Genomic DNA, 18224 nt, shown 5'->3' with positions numbered 1-18224 from the left:
AGCATACAAAAACCAGCGTCGTTCAAAACGCTGGTTTTCTTATTTCAAAAGTAACATACTCAGCAGAGTCAAAATAGCAGGCCCACCTTGCTTCAGAATAATCTTCTTGTCTGCTGTCAGAGAACCATAGATCGCTGCACCAAGCACAAATAAAACAAAGATAGTCACAATTTCCAAACTTTGTGAGAAATAAATCCCATACAAGAGAAAGACACCTATCAAAGCATTATAAATCCCTTGGTTTTTAAACAGTGAGGTGACAGAGGGTCTAGTCAACTCTTCCTTGTCCATATTAAAGACTCGGCTGGTTGCATCTGATTGGGTTGCCATACTCTCCAAATAAAAGATATAAAAATGTTCGAGGGCAACAAGGGTTGCTAAAATAGTAGTAATGATTGACATCGTTTTCTCCTTAAAATTCTATTTTTTCTAGACCTGACACTAGTTTCGTCAGTAAAGTTGTTAGCTCTTTCTGCTCGGCTGTCGATAAGATGCTCTCCATCTGTTCCTTCACTCGCAAATGATGTTTAGGCGGACTGACTAAGAGTTGATTCTTGGCTTCTTGGGTTAATTCAACTAAGACTTCTCGCTGATTGGCCGGATTACGCTTGCGACTGACATAGCCCTCTGACTCTAGTATCTTAAAATGACGGGTCAAGGCCGCCTGGTCGATTTGCAACTTCTCCTGAACGGCAATCTGGTTGCAGGGTGACTGCTGCAGTAAAAACTGCAAGATTTGATAGCGGGTCAAACTAATTCCCAATTGTTTCTCAAAAAGTTGAGTGATCATCTGATCTGTTAAATGGAGCTGGTACAGTAAGTCGTTAATTTTTTTCATTTCTACCTCCTTGCGTACACTTGATTTATCAACTATTGAGCTATCAAGTATATTACAGAAAGATTAAAAACGCAACTATTTTGCTTACTCACGAAAAATAGCCTCTTGGTTTCAATCCCAAAAGGCTATTATTTCTATATTCTAGATAAAATCCAGCACTAACCTACCAAATCTGCTCGAAGGATTTCTCCCTCTTTATCAATGACAACTTCGATGGCATGGCCTGCAAAAATTTCCTCGCTATCATCATAGTAGAGGGTCAATTCCCCGTCTTCGTTGATCGATAGTTCACTTAAGGAAAGAGAGTTGGTAAAATACTCTTCTGTTAACTCCACATCATTTTCATCTGAATCTATCCAGTCTTGAGCTGTTTCCCACAGTTCTTTGACAATATAGTCTTTAATCCGAGTATCTTGAACTTGGAAAGTTCCCATAAATTTCTTTAGATCATCAAAAGAACTTGGAGGGAGACTTTCATCTGCACTCGCAGCAAAGATAGCATGAATCTTACCACCCTCGTAAGTGATAAATCCTTCAAACCAAGAATAGGCTCTGTTTAAGGTGAATTCGCCAATATCGTCTTGAATGATGACCGGTTTTTGATAGGTTTCAATCAAGGTCTCTAACCTAGAGTCTGAGGATTGGTCATCTAGGTATTCCAGCAAGTGGTAGCAGTTATTAGCTACTTCTGACATATATGGCTCTAACTCCATGAAGGGGCGTTTTTGACATTTGATATGATGAATTTTGTAGGGTTCAAAACTAAAGCCCCATCTCTTTTCTTCAAATTCCTCAGGAGTCAATACCCATTCCAAACGTCCCTCACGTTCAGAAAATTCCTGGGTTGCAACATTGACACTAGCTTTAAAATGAACGGACGGCATTTTACAACCATCTTTTAAAGAAGCGGCCCCAGTTACATTTTGGAGGGTAAAAATCAAGAATTCGACAATTTCACCACAAAATTCCTCTTCAAAATCATCTCTTGTTTTCTCAAATGGAGTTTTTAATCGATTTGTCATTCACTTCATCCTTTCTCTCTATGCTTAAAAGCGTTAGTATAGTTTTGTATCCGCTTACATTTTAACATGTTTTAGATTTTATTTCACTTATCGACACTATTTTACACAAAAAGAAGCTACACTTTTAAATGTATAGCTTCTTATTATTCTTAATTCATTGATACGTGAACGTGGTCATAGTGGTTTTCGGTCACACTACCACGATCCGGCATTGGATTCCACGTGTAGGCTGGTCCATATTTACTATCATATGGAGCGTAGAAACGTTGCTTCCAGATGATGTAGTTGATACCACGGCTAGCCATATTTTGAACCGCGTATTCCGCGATTTGATCACCAAGTGCTGAACTCACTGGGACCATAAAGTCGATGGCCAATCCTTTACCATGGTCTCCACTGTCACCAGGACGGTAGCCGCTAAAGGATGTAATTCCAAACAAATTGGCAATTTCTTCTTTGAAGGCTGCAGTTTGTGGTTGAAGACCAGCATTCTCAGACTTAGCTACAGCAAGTCCTGCATAGTCAGGAGCCGCTGGAGCTGAATAAGTTCTTGAAGGAGCTTGGCTTTGCTCTGCTTGATAAGTCAAAGTTGTAGTATCAGAATTTGTTGTTTCTTCTGCTGCACTTGTTCCTGTTGTATCAGCAGGCGTTTCAGTTGCTGGAGCAGCTGCTACTGGTGCTTCTGCTGGAGTTGTTGCTGCCGTTTCTTCGGTAGCTGGATTCGCAGTTTGAGGAGCTTCTTCTTCAACTAGGCGAGTTGTTTCTGCTACTGGTGCTTCCGCTGGAGTCGTTTCAGCTGTTTCTTCAGCTACAGGTGTTTCTGTAGATGGTGTCTCCTCAGCAACTGTCGCTGTCTCAGAAACTTCTGAACTTGGCGCTACTTCTGTTGGTTTTTCAGTCTCTGTTACAGTTGGAGCTTCCTCAATCGGTTGAGAAAGGTCTTCTACTTGAACTGTTTTTTCATCGACTGTCACTTGATTTTTCGTCAAATCAGCTGTCGCAGTTGTCACTTCTTCACTAGCATCTGCTTGAGGAGTTTGGATTTCAACTTCCGTTACCTCTTCTGCCTCATTGACAGTTGTAGTGAGGACAGTATCTGGGAAAATCAAGTCCATATTGGTGATTTGTTCAAATTTGCAAGAACTGTGACATCTACACCCAAGGCTTCTGCAATGGTGCTCAAGGTATCACCATACTGTACTGTATAGCTTGTTTTGTTGTTCGTTTTAGTCAAATCGTTTTGGATTTGCTCAACACTACGTGCAGTTCAAAGGACTTCTTCTGCTTGGGTTGCCAATACTGGGGCAAATGACAAGGCTACTGTTGAGGCAAAAATCATTCTTTTCTTCATTCGTTCATATTCCTTTCAAATGAGTACCCGTCTATCATAACACAAAAAAAGCAGAAAAAAAGCCCTCTCGGGCCTATTTAATAGAACTGTCTATTCCTTGTAACAAACTCGATTACTTGAAATAGTTTGTTAGGTCTCTGTCACACAACTGACACAATCTTATCGTTACTTACTCTCAAAAATATGAAGAATATCTGCCAGTGCTTGAATCATGTGGTTGCCTTCAAAAGAAGATTCTAAAAAGTTGATGCTTTGAATACCGCTATTCTGGGCAAATTCCACATCCAAAGTCCGGTCCCCTATATAATAGGTCTTCTCAGGATTCAGCTGATACTTGTCTAGCAGATAGTTAGTCGCTTCTGGACTGGGCTTGCGTGCAAAACCACTCTGACTGGTTAGAATCTCTGTGAAATAAGACTCCAACCCCAAGTCTCTTAGGATAGTAAAAGCATTGTCCCCCTTATGAGTATAGACAAACTGCTGAATCCCTGCTTGGTCTGCCCAAGCTAGCACTTCACGCGCACCTGGCATCAAAACTACCTGAGCATTCTTCTCAGACAGACTCTGGGCACGCACCTGATTGAGCACTTCCGCATCCAACTTTCGCTCTTCTGCCACCTGCTCCAGCAAATCCTGCACAGAATACTTGAGGATAAAGTCTCTCACTTTCTCCTTATCATAAGGAATAGCAAACTGACCAAAAGTCTCCTCAATCCCTGATAAAATCGCTTCGTAAGAGTCCAATAAAGTCCCGTCTAAATCCCAAATAAAGGCTATTTTTTGCATCTCCTATCCTTTCAACATCATATAACGTTGGTAACGGTAACGAAGAAATAACCAGCGAAAACCATTATCCAAGAGAGTCCCTGCCCAAATACCAGGCAAGCCCCAACCAAGAACAATACCCATCAGATAGGCTGTCCCTATGCGGATACACCACATCCCAATACTTGTCGCATAAAAGGGAAGGCGAGCATTCCCCAATCCCTGCCAAACTGCCGTATAAATAACTGTCCCTGTCGCCATAGGAGTTCCTAGTAGAGAGAAAAGTGTCACTAGAACACTAGCCTCAACAGCTAGAGAATCCGTCGTATAGAGATGAGTTAGTGGTATCCCTAAGGCATAGATACTGAAAGTTAAGGGCAACATGAGAAGTAGAGAAAGCCAAAAGGTTTGCTTGCTTACCTTGTCTACTCTTTTCCAGTTATTCTCTCCAACTGCTCGAGCCACCTGCATGACCGTTGCCGTAGCGACGCCAAAGGCAGGCATGTAGTTAAACTGGGTCAAGACTTCTCCGACTGCATTTCCAGCTACTGCCTCCGTCCCAAAAGAAACAACTAAGGCAATGATGACGACATCTCCAGCTCTCATCATGAGACGTTCTCCTGCTGCCGGTATAGCCAAAGTCAACAAATTCTTATCTAAACCAAAAGTCGGTTTCTCAAAAGGTAGCTTTAATTGCGACCACAAAATCACAAGACCAACTAAACGAGACAGAATAGTCCCCCAAGCAACACCCGCTATCCCCATATCAAGAACAAAAATAGCTAGACTGGAAAAAAGAATATTCAAGGCATTGGATAAAAGACTAACATAGAGAGGTAGACGTGGATTATGCGTTGAACGAATCAAGGCACCCAAACTGGTCATCAAGCCCAAGAGAACAATCGATCCGCCTACTAAAGATAGGTAGAGTCCACCACTTTCGGCCACAGCCTGCTCAGTTCCCAAAAGTCCTATCATCTCTTGCCCAGCAAAGATGGATAAAGCGCCTAAAAGCCCACTCAGCAATAGGGTTATCTTGAGAGCCTCTGTCACGTGATAAGCCAGCTTCGACTGATCTTTCTGCCCCATACTTTTTGAAATAACACTGGAAATAGCAGCTCCCAGAGCGATGAAAATCGCCTGATAAATCGTGATAATATTGCCAGCCACTGAAACACCTGAAATAGCGATTAAGCCCAAGTGAGCGACCAAGTAACTGTCCACCATTCCCATGAGCATTTGCAAAAAGTTTTCACCCATAGCTGGCAATGCAATATTAAGAATGTCTTTATTTTTCTTAAACAATCCTTCCTCCTGATGAAAAGAAACTCAGTTGGTTTCCCAACCGAGTTTACTCTCTCTGTCTTAAAGTCCTAGATAAGCCTCCACCGCTGCTTGCATATCAGCAGCCGCTACAGTTGTCTTGTGACGAACAGGAGCTGTTTCAAGGCCATCAACCGCTGGTGGCACTGCCACTCCTGAAATGTCATGTAATTGAGCCAAGGCTTCAAAGTCTGTCAAGCCTACTTTTCCTGTTACAGCTTCTACTGCAACCACTGGGAACTTGTATGGACTAGCGGTTGAAGCAATCACTGTCTTAGTCGCATCGCCAGTAGCCACTTGGTATTTTCTATAAACAGCTGAGGCAACCGCCGTATGTGGGTCCTCGATATAGGCGTCTGTTTGATAAACTCGTTTAATTTCTGCCGCAGTTTCTTCCTCAGTCGCATATTCAGCTGCAAAGAGTTCCAGAATCGCTGCATCAAAGTCTGTCAATTCATATTGTCCTTGTGTACTCAAGGCATTCATGAGTTCAGCTGTCTTAACCGCATCATTCCCCAAAAGATGGAAAATCAAGCGCTCCAAGTTTGAAGATACCAAGATATCCATAGATGGGCTAGTCGTTACCTTAAACTCACGTTTCTTATCGTAAACACGTGTTTTAAAGAAGTCAGTTAAAACATTATTGTCATTTGAAGCACAGATCAATTTGCCAACTGGCAGACCAAGTTGTTTGGCATAAAAGGCAGCCAATATATTTCCAAAATTTCCTGTTGGTACTGTGAAGTTGACCTTTTCACCAGCCACAATCTCACCAGTCTTGACCAACTGAGCGTAGGCATAGACATAATAAACAACCTGTGGTACCAAACGACCAATATTCATAGAGTTAGCTGATGAAAATTGCAGTTTATTAGCAGCCAACTTTTCACGAAGAGTTACATCGTTAAACATATGTTTGACGTTAGTTTGCGCATCGTCAAAGTTACCATCAATAGCGATAACATGAGTATTGTCGCCAGTCTGAGTAGTCATTTGCAACTCTTGTACCTTGCTGACACCATCCTTTGGATAAAAGACGATAATTTCAGTTCCAGGCACATCCGCAAACCCTGCCATAGCAGCTTTTCCAGTATCACCAGATGTCGCTGTCAAAATGACAATCTTGTTCTCTAAACCATGCTTTTTAGCGGCTGTCGTCATAAAGTATGGCAAGATAGACAAGGCCATATCCTTAAAGGCAATCGTTGAACCATGGAACAATTCCAAGTTGTATTGCCCATCCAGTTTCACCAATGGCGCAATAGCTGGAGTATCAAACTTGCTATCGTAGGCATTGTTGATACAGTAGTCCAACTCCTCTGCAGTAAAGTCATCTAAAAATGCTGACAAAACTAACTTAGCAACTTCCTGGTAAGAAGCATCTTTCAATTTTTCAAAGTCCAAATCTACCTTTGGATAAGTAAGCGGTGTAAACAAACCACCATCCAACGCCAAACCTTGCAAAATAGCTTGGCTGGCAGTTACTGTATTATTCGCATCCCGCGTTGATTGATAAACTAATGTCATAATCTCTATCCTTTATCTATAGTCCATTCCATTATATCATGATTTTTCAGAAAATTCTCCCTTTATAAGAGAAATTATAGGCTCAATTCTTCTTTCAAAGGCTGTAAATAGGTCATTTCATGCTGGCCTCTCTTCTCCAGTCCTTCCTCAGCAAGAAGGAGTAAGCCTTTTGAAAACTCAACAATTGCAGATTCTTCCTCATCTGTGAGTTTTTTCTTAGAAAATTGCCGTCTCAATGACTTGTAATCACGACCAAATGTGATAAAAAATGGAGCAGCTCGCAAGTAAGCTTCTAACTTATCTAAATTAACTAATAATCCCAAGTGAAAGGCAGCAGAAGCAAAAGTCCTATCAAGCGGCTGAGTACACACACTACGAAACTCAATAGTCCCTCTAGTTGTTAAGTCTTGGTACTGGTAACTACGGTGTGTCTGAAAGTCCTTCTCCTGAGGATAAAGAAGGATCTCTTTCCCATCAAGGGCGAAAGCACGAATTTCCGAGGTTCCTAAGTAATCTTTTGCTCGAATTGGATAAAAATAATAGGTTTCACCATCCCGTTCCGCAGTAAAAATCGCAGAGTGATCCAGATAATCAAAAAAATCATTCTCATCTTTGAAGAGTCTGGCATTAACACCTACATTTTCAGGATAAATCCCATGCATAGACTCTTCCCAAAAAATATCCCTAGAAATCTTGGTATTCCAATCTTCCCCTGAAAACTCTGAATTGGCAAACAAATAAGCTTTGGCTGCTTCAATCTGAGTAAAAGCGTTAATGACCCGCAGAAAGTTAGACTTTGAAACATCCAGTTGAACTTGGCTCCCACAGATAAAAGCACCATATTGCAGGTAATCGTGCAAATCCGTTCTTGGAACGGTTCTGCTCAACTTCAAATAGTTCATCAACATCTGATAGCGTGCAGAAGCAACTGGTTGATTCTCATTCTTCTCCCAGTAGGGATGGATTCCAGAACCAACTATGGCATGATTTGTTTCACCCAACTTTTTCTGAATCAGATCCATGTAATCTCTAAAACGCTCCTCAACCTCTTGAATGGATTTAGCCCTACCAAAAGCAAACTCAATGGTCGTATAAGCAACTTCAAATAAGATAGTATCCTGACTGACTGGGTCAAGCAACTGAATTGGATTCCCAAAATCATCTACTTTTTCGATAGTAAATCCCAGTACTGATGGTAAATACCGAAAGAGATTCTTAACAACTTCACCATCTGTAGCTTTACCCTCTAAATTTACAATAGGATATTCTAACTCAATCCCAATAAATAAATCTGAGTTCTCTTTTATATTCTTTAAGTAACGTTTCTTTAGTAATTCAACAGACCGAGACATTAATCACCAAACTCTTTCATAATCAAAATAAATTGTGAATAAGTAATATTATACCAAAATTCCTTTCAAAAACAATTAGAATGACACTCAAAAATAATTATTGAGCCTTTATGACACTTTAAAAAAGATAGAATTTAGTAGGAAATCATAACCCCCCGTCTATGTGCTGATCCTTAAACGTTAGACCGAAAAAATCTAACTTTTGGGTGTTTTATTATAAAATTGAGTTATGAAGATAAAGTTCAAATCTATGAACTAAGAAAACAAGGAATCAGCTTAAAGCGTCTTTCAGAAAAATATGGGATTAATCTTTCAAATCTTAGATACTTAATCCAGTTGATTGACCGTTACGGAATAGAAAGTATCAAGAAAGGGAAAAACCGTTACTATTTCGCTGAATTAAAGCAAGAAATGATTGATAAAGTTCTGCTGGAAGGTTGTTCACAAAGAAATGTTTCTCTCGATTTTGCACTTCCAAGTAGTGGAATGCTTCCAAATTAGCTGACACAATACTAACACGATTCTTATCGTCGATTCCTAAAGAGTAAAGGAATTCAAGCATCCATGTCACGCAAGGGCAACAGCCCAAACAACGGTATGATGGAGTCCTTCTTCGGTATTTTGAAATCAGAGATGTTTTATGGATATGTGAGGATGTTTCAGTCGCTTGAAGATTTGGAGAAAACCATTGTAAACTACATCGATTACTACAACAACAAACGAATCAAAGCCAAATTAAAAGGACTTAGCCCTGTGCAATACAGAACTAAATCCTTTACTTAATTAATTGTCTAACTTTTGGGGTCAGTACAATAGCGGGTGGTTTAGTTGTCTCGAACCTTACAGAGCGAGACGGACTAATAGTCACACAATAAAAAAACAAGGTCTTAAAACCTTGTCTTCATTACTATACCGGCGGCCGGGGTCGAACCGGCACGTCCTTGCGGACACTGGATTTTGAGTTCAATTCCTACATTTTTTGAAACTTAAAACCTTAATTTAATAGTGTTTTAAGACTTTTAAATTTTATAAAATAGACTCTTTTTTCAAGTTTCAGTGACTTTTAGGTAACTGAAGACAAATCGTAGTTTGATGTTCGCTACTACTAAAAATGACTTATAAAAAGTCAATTTAATGGTATAATAACATTAAGTACATATGTTATTGGAGTTAAAATGAATATCCGATAACAAAAAAATTGACTAGCATTTCTTTAAGAAACACTTAAGTATTTTAAGAATCTCATAAAACCATACAAATTCAAGAAGGATATTACAGATATGCAAAAGCAAAGATTTCATACTCCAAACAATGTAATAGAGCCATATCAATACGATATAGCTCTGAACTACATTGAAGCGTATCAACCATCGACTGAAATTAATAATTTAATAGAAACCTATTTAATTCTGAAATTAATTAAAAAAGAAAATGAATTTTCTAAATTCAAAAATCTAATTTCAAAATTTCATAATGATTTATCCACGAATTTCCCAATTAATATTTTTGAAATAGACTACGATAGTATTTACATTTTTTATAAAGATATCTTCTGGGAGTTAGTATTATCCTTAGGAAAAATTAATAAAGATGATGCTTCCAAGTTTGAATCTTATATTAAAAAATATAATATCCAGACAATGACACTTAAAAATGTTAAAAAATTGATTGACCTATTTCCACAAGTTATCAAAGAAAATTTTCTCTCTCAGTCTAGAAATATAGAATTTTTCTTAACTCATCAATCAGGAAAATTTACAGATTCTAATGGTCTATACAATAAATTAGGTATCACAAATGAAGAGATAAATAATCTAGCAAGAAGATATTGTAAGACAAATGATATCAATACAAATTATCTACAGGCAATAGTTGATTATAAAAAATTGAGTAAATATGATTTTGATGGACCAATTAGACTTTTAGCTAAAAGAACTATTAAAGAATTCTGGGAAAAGAATTCTGAGTCCTGTGAAACATGGCAACTCACTCAATCAGTTCGTATTGTTCCCTTAGACCCCGATAAGTTATCTTATCGAGAAAATGATGAAATCATTCTTAACCAATTGGTACTAGATGAATATCATGACTTCCCAACGTTATTAAATAACTATATTTATTTTATTGAATTCTTTAACTATGAAACAGGATTACCCTGTATAGTTGCGAATGATGAAAACTTTAGTTTCTATCAACTTTTTTCTCCAAAATCAAGTACATATTTTGATAATTTCCGTCCTCAATTAAAACTTTCTCACAGTTTGTTATTTTTTGCATATTTTGATTATTTAAGAAAAAATGAAATTGATGTAGAGGAAATTGTTGAATGGTACTTTGACAATTATTTAAAAAATGAATTAAAGATAGAAGGATTTCACTTTCATGCTTCAAATAAAAAATCCTCGTTCTATGAACGAGGTAAATGTATTATAAGCGAAATGGACAGTATTTTGAAACAATATGATTTATTTTTTAAATATGGAGAAATAGACATAGATTTATTAGAAATTGACTCTAAAGTACCTTCCTATGATTCGTTAATTTCATTCAATGAGAAGAAATTTTTAAAATTGAACAATGAATCTGATAATTCTTTACTGTTTTCTCTTCTTTTTTCTGACCAAAGTGCACTCAACTTCAACCCCTCAAAAAAAGAACACTCAACATTCTTTAAACATATTATAAATGGAGTGAAAATTACAGATTTTAATGACTTTCAAGTGAAACAGATAAAGATTCTAATTGATAAAAAACTTTTAAAACTATCAAATGAAGTAATTGAATTTACAAATTTTCATGAAATTTACGTTTTGTATAAATTATGGAAATCAGGAACATATTGTCTTTACTACAAAGGTGAATTGGTACTAGAAGCTGCAGAAAACCTTTGTAGGAACGGTTATTGCGAGTATTCAAATAAATTATTTTCTGAATATGAGACCAATTATTTATCTTATATTCTAGATGATAAAAAATATGGTAATGGATTGAAGATTCGAAATAAATTCTCTCATGGTGACTTTACCTATAAAAGCGAAGAGGAGCACTTAAAAAAATATTTAGAATTGTTACAGATTGTCATTTTTTATGTAATTAGAATCAATGATGAATTGGAGCATTATACTCTTTTAAAGAATTCTTAGAAGTAAAAATTGATTCTAGTAAACTTTTACGTTGAGAAAAAGAAAAATAACCTTATCAATAAGATAAGGCTATTTTTTGTTACAGTATCCTATAAACTATTTTCAACATACTCATATTTAGCTTGAACTTCTTCAAAAATTTTATTAAGAATATCTACATCGTTCTTTTCAAGCTTATATTTTTCGATTAAAGAATCTTTGAGTTCTTTTGTCTTTTCAACTCCATTCCTAAGTAAGTCAATCAAGATACTCTTCTTTAATGAGTACATTTGCTCAATGGAAAAATTTGACAAATTTGTAAGATTTGAGTCAGCAAAAGAATTTATCGTTCCTTCCGTTCTAAAAAAATCTACTCCCAATAACTTATCAGTTGTGGTATGGTAAAGTTCAGCGAATCTAATTAGCACATTAATCTTAGGTTCTGTTTTCCCACTCTCCCAATCACTATATGTTGTCTGTTTAATACCTAACATATCAGATAGTTCTTTTTGTGTTAGTTTTTTTTGTTTTCTCAACCTTCTTATAGTTGTTCCAAAATCGCTCATATACCCTCTTTAAATTTTTTAACGGATTTTCGGTATTTTTGTTGACATTTATCTGAAATAGATGTATTATAGTTTTACCGAAAAATCGGTAAGAATTCTAGCCATTAACATGGCTAGAAAATAAACGGAGGTAAATGCCTATGATTGTATTAAAAAGTCTTTGATAATCACGACAAAATCAAAGACTAATAAAATTTTTCTATAAGAGTATTATACCATACTTTCCTTAAGAAAGGGGAGGAAATGGACATAAAAGAGCTTGTTTCTATGGTTGACGGATTAAACTCTATCAGTACTGCTAAAAAATGGATAACTTTAATAAAGGAAATCAGTGGTCATGAGTTTAAAAAAGTTCAAGCAAGGAATAGTCGACAGTTTATGAGTTTTTATAACTTCACTGATGATGATGTTGAGGATTTCAGAACAATTGCTTATTTGAAAAATGAGATGTCTTTAAAAGATGCTATAAGGGTAACTTATGGAGATATTCATAAACATAAGGAATATACCCTTACTCAGCAACTTGAAACCCTTAAACAAGATTTTATTACCTTGAATGATAATTTTAAGAATTTGTATTCTAGTAATAAAGAACTTCAAATGAAATTTCAACGATTGGAAAAAGAGAAAGAAGAAATTCTTTCAACACTTGAACTACTTCCATTCGGTGCTTGGGAAAAAGCTCGTAGGAAGTTCGGCAAGTAGGTTTGTTACGGTCAGCGAGTATATTACCGCAGACCGTAACAAATCGTAAGCGCAGACGAACAATAAAGAGCTTTTTCAAGGTTGATGAGGGTGTGTAGTAACACCACCCTCTGCAAGTCAGGTGCATCATCGAAAGAATGCAGTATTATCAGGGGTTTTCACGATTTTTGAGGTGGTGAAAATAGGCAAAAAGTTGAGTCAAAATTTATGGCAAAAAACGAGAATTTACGTTCTGTTTTTGACTGGATTCAAATCCAGTTCAATACATTCGACTTTTCACTAGAAGAAATAGTTGAAGATATCTTATTTCTTGATACAGAACTATTTATAATAGATAAAGGCAGTCTTAAATATTATGAATATGACTCTCAGATAAACTATGGTAATATCCGTATCTATTATGGGGATGAAGAAAATTCTTTCATGCTTGTCATGTCAGGACAAGCTTTAGAATTCTATCGAGATATGGTTTTAACTCCAAAGGGTCTTTCTGAACGACACTTTTTGGATAATCTATATTCCAATTATAAGTCATTTTCAGTAAGAAGGATTGATATCGCAATAGACGATTTTAATGAGGTCCCTTACTTCACTCCAAATCAGCTTGCTAAACTTTGTAAGAAAAATCGATTCCTATATGGTAAGAGCAACTTCTACACTACATACGGAGATGAGAAAACAGGGCAGACCTTATATTTAAGAAGGCCTTCTGATGATGAACGACTTAGAATTTATGATAAACGCTTAGAACGAGCTTCAAAGCTCGGTGTCAGCAAGAGATTTATCGAAAATTGGATAAGAACGGAGTTAGAACTACGTAAAGAGAAAGCCCACTTCTTCATTCAAGAATGGCTGAAATCAGAAATAGATATTCTAAACTTCTCAAAAGGATATCTAAAGGATAAAGTGAAGTTCTATACTGATAGTCTCTTTACAAAACCACTAAGGTCTTGGGAAAAATTTTTAGGTTCATCAAAGCCGGTGACTATTACTGTGTCAAAACCAAAAACAGAACTCGAACAAAAGTTAGAATGGTTTGTCTTTAAAGGTTCTGGAGCCATTCTAAGAGCATATAAGATTCTCTATGAAAATGGACTACTATTTGAACTAGAGAAAGAGAACTTTGAAAAGTTAGAAACTTTGGAGTTTCCTCCAGAGTTAGCAAGTCAACTCATAGAAAGGGCAATCGTCTTCAAAAGAGAAGACTTAATACCCACAATTAAAGAAAACATAAAAAGGAGAAATTAAATATGGCTAAAATGTTATCCCAAAACGATTGGGACTTTAATAATATTGGAAGTAAATTTGAATTGGACGAGGTACTTCCAAAATTTGAAACTGAAACAAGAGTCGATGAAAATGGCGAAATTATCAAAAATAGTGATGGAAGTGAAAGACGATTTAATACTCAAAATATTATAGGTTGGAAATATAATATTACTATCAAAGATGGACCATTTAAGAAGAAATCAACACAAGTATCCGTTGACAATCCTGAACCATTAGTTGATAATGATTTTATTCAAGCAATGGATGAAGTCCCAGTTACATTTGAAAATCTTCGAGTTTCAATGATTAGTAAAACGATGTATTATAAGGCTGATGCTATTCACTTAGTAGACAAAAAACAAAAATAACTACTGAATCAAGGGGAGTTGGTCGCTCCCCTTAGTTTATAAAATAAATTAAGGAGAACCAATGATTAAAACAGTAACAAAAGATGATTTAATTGAACTTGGATTTAGTCCTGGTACTGCTAGAAAAATTATACATACTGGGAAAGTGCTATTAGTCAATCGTGGCTTTGCTATCTATAACAATAAACGAATCGGAACAATTCCTGCAACCATAGCTGAAGAACTACTAGGAATAGAATTACAGAAAGAAGCATAGCAAATGGCCGTTCGTAAAAGTAAAAATGGTACATGGATTGCTGATGTTTCTAATGGAACGAACCCTATAACACTACTACAACGACGAATTGTTAGAAAAGGATTCAAAACGAAAAAAGAGGCTTTAGAAGCCGAGCGATACTTAAGAAGTGTTGAACTAAAAGAGAAAAGCTTTAGTACCAAAATAACAATAGATATGCTTTATCAATTGTTAAAAGAAGAGGATGAAATAAACAATAGAAAAAAGAGCTATATTGATACTCAAGAAAACAATTATAATAAACATATCAAAGACTATTTTTCAAAAGTCGATAATATAGATAAACTAACTTATGAAGATATCTATCAATTTAGGGAACATTTACGAGAAAAGAATGCTAAAAATTCTGAGAAAAAATTGAGTCCAAATACTATTAATAAAATCATTGTTCTATTAAAGAAAATACTAGATGTTGGATTAAGAAAAGGGTATTATAACGATAATCCTGTTAGACTACTTAAAAAACTACCAATAGAAAAAAGAAAAATGAATTTTTGGACTGTGAAAGAATTTAAGCATTTCCTTTCTCTATTTGAGAAAGATGAATATAATGTTGAACTACTTTTTACAGTACTATTCTTCACTGGACTAAGACTAGGAGAAGCTCTCGCACTTACTTGGAAAGATATAGAATTTTCTACAAGTACAATACATGTTAGTAAGTCAATGTACGTGAATAAAGGTGAAGAACACATTAGTTCTACAAAGACAAAATCCGGTACTAGAAGAATCATCATTAATAAAAAACTTATAGAGACACTAGAGGAATGGAAAAAAGAACAGAAAGAGAGACTAAAAGAATTTTCAACTGATACCGAAAAACTTCAAATCTTTCAGGATAGTCCAATCACTCTAACAAAAAATTCTATTGAGAAACAATATAAAAAGATTTCAGCTAGAGATAGTTCTTTAAAGAAAATAAGGATTCATGATTTTAGACATTCCCACGCTTCTCTTTTAATAAACCAAGGCGAAGACTACTTAGAAGACTACTTAATTGTAAAAGAAAGACTAGGACACGCTTCTATAACTACAACAATTGATACATACTCCCACTTATATCCAAGTAAACAAAAAGATTTAGCAGATAAGCTAGATAAATTATTATAAAAAGAACAGCCAAAACAAGAGCTGTTCTTTTTCTTATCAAAAATATTAATAACTAAGTTCTACAAAAAAGATTACTTGGTATTCTCACGAACCATTCTTTCAAAGTAATTATCTATACTTTCAGAACTTTTTGTTATTCCTTCCGTTTTATACTTTTCTAAACTTTCTTTAATCGCCTTCTGAGTGACTTCATTGTACTCAGTTATATCTCTCAAACGCACTTTATTATCGAAATTTTCCACTATAACACCCTCCTATTTTTGATAGATAAGAACTCGCTCATGTAAAAAATTCTTCTTTACCAATGCTCCTATATTGGTTCTAGGGTTAAGTAAATCATTAACTAACAGAATATCTACATCACAATTAAAAACACTAGAAAGAATCCCATAAACATCCATATAATGTGATTCATCTTCAATTTCTAATGCAATATCTATATCACTATTTTCATCTTCTTCTCCTCTTGCATAGGAGCCAAATAAGTAGACCTTTGATAAATTATATTGCTTAGCAATAGGATTAATCTTAGCCTTAATTTCATCTATTGTATAAACCACGAGAACCTCTTTATTACCAAGAAAAATACTTCTTACATCTAATAATAAAAATTATTCATTATCGAAAAATTCAAATACATCTTTCTTATTACTAAAATCAAGTTTAACAAGTTTTGACTTTTCTTTCGCTAGAGACTTAATATCTCTTTTTGCTTGTTCGACTTCAAGCTTTGAATAGTTTTCTTGATTGTATAACATGAAATCTCTCCTAGAATAGTATCTATCTATTGTATATTTTAACATAAAACGAATCAAGTTTAATTTAAAATATGTTAAATATTTTCTTCTTAATTTAGCAAAAAAAATTTTTAAGTAATTTTAAGTAACTCTGAAAGAAAAAAATGGAAGAAGAAATAAAAAAACAAGGCTCGAAAACCTTGTCTTTTCTACTATACCGGCGGCCGGGGTCGAACCGGCACGTCCTTGCGGACACTGGATTTTGAGTCCAGCGCGTCTGCCAATTCCGCCACGCCGGCAAATAGTAACTGGGGTAGCTGGATTCGAACCAACGCATGAGGGAGTCAAAGTCCCTTGCCTTACCGCTTGGCTATACCCCAATAATATAAAATAGGCGAGTGATGGGGATCGAACCCACGCATGCCAGAGCCACAATCTGGTGTGTTAACCACTTCACCACACCCGCCATAATTCTATAAACACGGGCAGTAGGAATTGAACCCACACTGAAGGTTTTGGAGACCTTAGTTCTACCTTTAAACTATGCCCGTAACTAAAGGAATGGAAGGGGAGGGATTCGAACCCCCGAACCCGAAGGAGCGGATTTACAGTCCGCCGCGTTTAGCCTCTTCGCTACCCTTCCTAGTCATAAGTATATGGCGCGAGACGGAATCGAACCGCCGACACATGGAGCTTCAATCCATTGCTCTACCAACTGAGCTACCGAGCCAAATTGCGGGAGCAGGATTTGAACCTACGACCTTCGGGTTATGAGCCCGACGAGCTACCGAGCTGCTCCATCCCGCGTTAATAATAAAAAGGAGGATGTGGGATTCGAACCCACGCACGCTTTTACACGCCTGACGGTTTTCAAGACCGTTCCCTTCAGCCAGACTTGGGTAATCCTCCAAAAATAGTCCGTACGGGATTCGAACCCGTGTTACCGCCGTGAAAAGGCGGTGTCTTAACCCCTTGACCAACGGACCATATTCATAAATGGGCACGAGTGGACTCGAACCACCGACCTCACGCTTATCAGGCGTGCGCTCTAACCACCTGAGCTACGCGCCCAAGTTAAAAACTTGGTAATTTGAACAAAGTTCAAAGCGGGTGACGAGAATCGAACTCGCGACAACAGCTTGGAAGGCTGTAGTTTTACCACTAAACTACACCCGCTAAAATGGGAGTTAACGGGATCGAACCGCTGACCCTCTGCTTGTAAGGCAGATGCTCTCCCAGCTGAGCTAAACTCCCTAGAGCTAAGCGACTTCCATATCTCACAGGGGGCAACCCCCAACTACTTCCGGCGTTCTAGGGCTTAACTGCTGTGTTCGGCATGGGTACAGGTGTATCTCCTAGGCTATCGTCACTTAACTCTGAGTAATACCTACTCAAAATTGAATATCTATCAAATAATTAGAAAAACCATACGCTAAGTTTTCTCAGTTACTTTGGATAAGTCCTCGAGCTATTAGTATTAGTCCGCTACATGTGTCACCACACTTCCACTTCTAACCTATCTACCTGATCATCTCTCAGGGCTCTTACTGATATANAATCATGGGAAATCTCATCTTGAGGTGGGTTTCACACTTAGATGCTTTCAGCGTTTATCCCGTCCCTACATAGCTACCCAGCGATGCCTTTGGCAAGACAACTGGTACACCAGCGGTAAGTCCACTCTGGTCCTCTCGTACTAGGAGCAGATCCTCTCAAATTTCCTACGCCCGCGACGGATAGGGACCGAACTGTCTCACGACGTTCTGAACCCAGCTCGCGTGCCGCTTTAATGGGCGAACAGCCCAACCCTTGGGACCGACTACAGCCCCAGGATGCGACGAGCCGACATCGAGGTGCCAAACCTCCCACCTCCC

The 18224-nt window shown here is 36.9% G+C and carries 18 protein-coding genes, 12 tRNA genes, 2 rRNA genes and 2 pseudogenes; 8 read left to right on the top strand and 26 right to left on the bottom strand.

Annotation, left to right across the window (positions count from 1 at the left end):
* Positions 1–39 precede the first annotated feature (39 nt).
* The 8 genes and pseudogenes from D8854_RS09495 to D8854_RS09460 all read right to left on the bottom strand — a co-directional run bounded on the left by D8854_RS09495 (position 40) and on the right by D8854_RS09460 (position 8178).
* The gene (locus tag D8854_RS09495) at positions 40–402 is read right to left on the bottom strand and encodes a DUF1304 domain-containing protein (RefSeq protein WP_125450603.1); all 363 of its coding nucleotides are present in this window, start codon (positions 400–402) and stop codon (positions 40–42) included.
* A gap of 10 nt (positions 403–412) precedes the next feature.
* Positions 413–838 carry a MarR family winged helix-turn-helix transcriptional regulator gene (locus D8854_RS09490; protein WP_000723482.1) on the bottom strand — a complete coding sequence of 142 codons (426 nt, stop codon included), beginning with the start codon at positions 836–838 and terminating at the stop codon, positions 413–415.
* Positions 839–996: 158 nt separating this feature from the next.
* The gene (locus tag D8854_RS09485; RefSeq protein WP_000184913.1) at positions 997–1860 is read right to left on the bottom strand and encodes a DUF2262 domain-containing protein; all 864 of its coding nucleotides are present in this window, start codon (positions 1858–1860) and stop codon (positions 997–999) included.
* Positions 1861–2009: 149 nt separating this feature from the next.
* Positions 2010–3211, bottom strand: a pseudogene (locus tag D8854_RS09480) (LysM peptidoglycan-binding domain-containing protein).
* A gap of 165 nt (positions 3212–3376) precedes the next feature.
* Complete coding sequence (locus tag D8854_RS09475) at positions 3377–3997, bottom strand: HAD family hydrolase (protein ID WP_125450602.1); 621 nt, start codon at positions 3995–3997, stop codon at positions 3377–3379.
* A 3-nt stretch (positions 3998–4000) separates the two neighbouring features.
* Complete coding sequence (locus D8854_RS09470) at positions 4001–5281, bottom strand: MATE family efflux transporter (RefSeq protein WP_125450601.1); 1281 nt, start codon at positions 5279–5281, stop codon at positions 4001–4003.
* A gap of 60 nt (positions 5282–5341) precedes the next feature.
* A complete protein-coding gene (gene thrC / locus D8854_RS09465) occupies positions 5342–6826 on the bottom strand; it encodes a threonine synthase (RefSeq protein WP_125450600.1) in 1485 nt (494 codons plus the stop codon).
* Between the two features lie 74 nt (positions 6827–6900).
* Entirely contained in the window at positions 6901–8178 is a 1278-nt protein-coding gene (locus D8854_RS09460; RefSeq protein ID WP_125450599.1) for a gamma-glutamylcysteine synthetase, read from the bottom strand.
* A gap of 222 nt (positions 8179–8400) precedes the next feature.
* Here D8854_RS09460 and D8854_RS10010 point away from each other — a divergent pair, with 222 nt between their 5' ends.
* From D8854_RS10010 to D8854_RS09450, 3 genes and pseudogenes are all read left to right on the top strand, one after another.
* Positions 8401–8679 carry a hypothetical protein gene (locus D8854_RS10010; protein WP_419991822.1) on the top strand — a complete coding sequence of 93 codons (279 nt, stop codon included), beginning with the start codon at positions 8401–8403 and terminating at the stop codon, positions 8677–8679.
* 15 nt (positions 8680–8694) lie between these two features.
* Positions 8695–8961 (top strand): annotated as a pseudogene (locus D8854_RS10005) (IS3 family transposase); the annotation flags it as partial.
* 497 nt (positions 8962–9458) lie between these two features.
* A complete protein-coding gene (locus tag D8854_RS09450; protein WP_125450598.1) occupies positions 9459–11321 on the top strand; it encodes a hypothetical protein in 1863 nt (620 codons plus the stop codon).
* 89 nt (positions 11322–11410) lie between these two features.
* On the opposite strand, the gene D8854_RS09445 is transcribed toward D8854_RS09450, so the two are convergent.
* Positions 11411–11866, bottom strand: coding sequence for a helix-turn-helix domain-containing protein (locus tag D8854_RS09445; RefSeq protein WP_125450597.1), 456 nt, complete (start codon positions 11864–11866; stop codon positions 11411–11413).
* 243 nt (positions 11867–12109) lie between these two features.
* Between D8854_RS09445 and D8854_RS09440 the strand changes: the two genes are divergently transcribed.
* The 5 genes from D8854_RS09440 to D8854_RS09420 all read left to right on the top strand — a co-directional run bounded on the left by D8854_RS09440 (position 12110) and on the right by D8854_RS09420 (position 15613).
* Positions 12110–12571, top strand: coding sequence for a hypothetical protein (locus tag D8854_RS09440; protein ID WP_125450596.1), 462 nt, complete (start codon positions 12110–12112; stop codon positions 12569–12571).
* 207 nt (positions 12572–12778) lie between these two features.
* Positions 12779–13819 carry a replication initiation factor domain-containing protein gene (locus D8854_RS09435; protein ID WP_125450595.1) on the top strand — a complete coding sequence of 347 codons (1041 nt, stop codon included), beginning with the start codon at positions 12779–12781 and terminating at the stop codon, positions 13817–13819.
* Positions 13820–13821: 2 nt separating this feature from the next.
* The gene (locus D8854_RS09430; RefSeq protein WP_125450594.1) at positions 13822–14208 is read left to right on the top strand and encodes a hypothetical protein; all 387 of its coding nucleotides are present in this window, start codon (positions 13822–13824) and stop codon (positions 14206–14208) included.
* 61 nt (positions 14209–14269) lie between these two features.
* Complete coding sequence (locus D8854_RS09425) at positions 14270–14464, top strand: DUF3173 domain-containing protein (RefSeq protein WP_006144810.1); 195 nt, start codon at positions 14270–14272, stop codon at positions 14462–14464.
* A gap of 3 nt (positions 14465–14467) precedes the next feature.
* Complete coding sequence (locus tag D8854_RS09420; protein ID WP_125450593.1) at positions 14468–15613, top strand: tyrosine-type recombinase/integrase; 1146 nt, start codon at positions 14468–14470, stop codon at positions 15611–15613.
* 71 nt (positions 15614–15684) lie between these two features.
* Here D8854_RS09420 and D8854_RS09845 read toward each other — a convergent pair whose 3' ends face one another.
* The 17 genes from D8854_RS09845 to D8854_RS09860 all read right to left on the bottom strand — a co-directional run.
* Positions 15685–15855 carry a hypothetical protein gene (locus D8854_RS09845; protein ID WP_185768087.1) on the bottom strand — a complete coding sequence of 57 codons (171 nt, stop codon included), beginning with the start codon at positions 15853–15855 and terminating at the stop codon, positions 15685–15687.
* Positions 15856–15867: 12 nt separating this feature from the next.
* Positions 15868–16173 (bottom strand): nucleotidyltransferase family protein, encoded by a 306-nt coding sequence (locus D8854_RS09415; RefSeq protein ID WP_125450592.1) that lies wholly within the window; start codon positions 16171–16173, stop codon positions 15868–15870.
* Positions 16174–16224: 51 nt separating this feature from the next.
* Positions 16225–16371 (bottom strand): hypothetical protein, encoded by a 147-nt coding sequence (locus tag D8854_RS09840; protein WP_153224480.1) that lies wholly within the window; start codon positions 16369–16371, stop codon positions 16225–16227.
* Between the two features lie 194 nt (positions 16372–16565).
* Positions 16566–16649: transfer RNA gene (locus D8854_RS09410), tRNA-Leu, on the bottom strand.
* A gap of 9 nt (positions 16650–16658) precedes the next feature.
* Positions 16659–16730 (bottom strand) — tRNA-Gln (locus D8854_RS09405).
* 13 nt (positions 16731–16743) lie between these two features.
* A tRNA-His gene (locus tag D8854_RS09400) sits at positions 16744–16816 on the bottom strand.
* Positions 16817–16830: 14 nt separating this feature from the next.
* Positions 16831–16901, bottom strand: a tRNA-Trp gene (locus tag D8854_RS09395).
* A gap of 11 nt (positions 16902–16912) precedes the next feature.
* Positions 16913–16993: transfer RNA gene (locus D8854_RS09390), tRNA-Tyr, on the bottom strand.
* 14 nt (positions 16994–17007) lie between these two features.
* Positions 17008–17080 (bottom strand) — tRNA-Phe (locus tag D8854_RS09385).
* 3 nt (positions 17081–17083) lie between these two features.
* Positions 17084–17157, bottom strand: a tRNA-Met gene (locus D8854_RS09380).
* A 12-nt stretch (positions 17158–17169) separates the two neighbouring features.
* Positions 17170–17259 (bottom strand) — tRNA-Ser (locus D8854_RS09375).
* Between the two features lie 5 nt (positions 17260–17264).
* Positions 17265–17336: transfer RNA gene (locus D8854_RS09370), tRNA-Glu, on the bottom strand.
* A gap of 11 nt (positions 17337–17347) precedes the next feature.
* Positions 17348–17421, bottom strand: a tRNA-Ile gene (locus D8854_RS09365).
* A 34-nt stretch (positions 17422–17455) separates the two neighbouring features.
* Positions 17456–17526, bottom strand: a tRNA-Gly gene (locus tag D8854_RS09360).
* 5 nt (positions 17527–17531) lie between these two features.
* Positions 17532–17604, bottom strand: a tRNA-Val gene (locus tag D8854_RS09355).
* 4 nt (positions 17605–17608) lie between these two features.
* A 5S ribosomal RNA gene (gene rrf / locus D8854_RS09350) occupies positions 17609–17724 on the bottom strand.
* 77 nt (positions 17725–17801) lie between these two features.
* Positions 17802–18224: ribosomal RNA gene (locus tag D8854_RS09860) — 23S ribosomal RNA — on the bottom strand; the annotation flags it as partial.

It is taken from the genome of Streptococcus mitis (assembly GCF_003943905.1).
Classification (GTDB): Bacteria; Bacillota; Bacilli; order Lactobacillales; family Streptococcaceae; genus Streptococcus; species Streptococcus mitis_BC.
The sequence above is the reverse complement of the archived record's forward strand: the minus strand, read 5'-3'. Positions and strand labels throughout refer to the sequence as shown.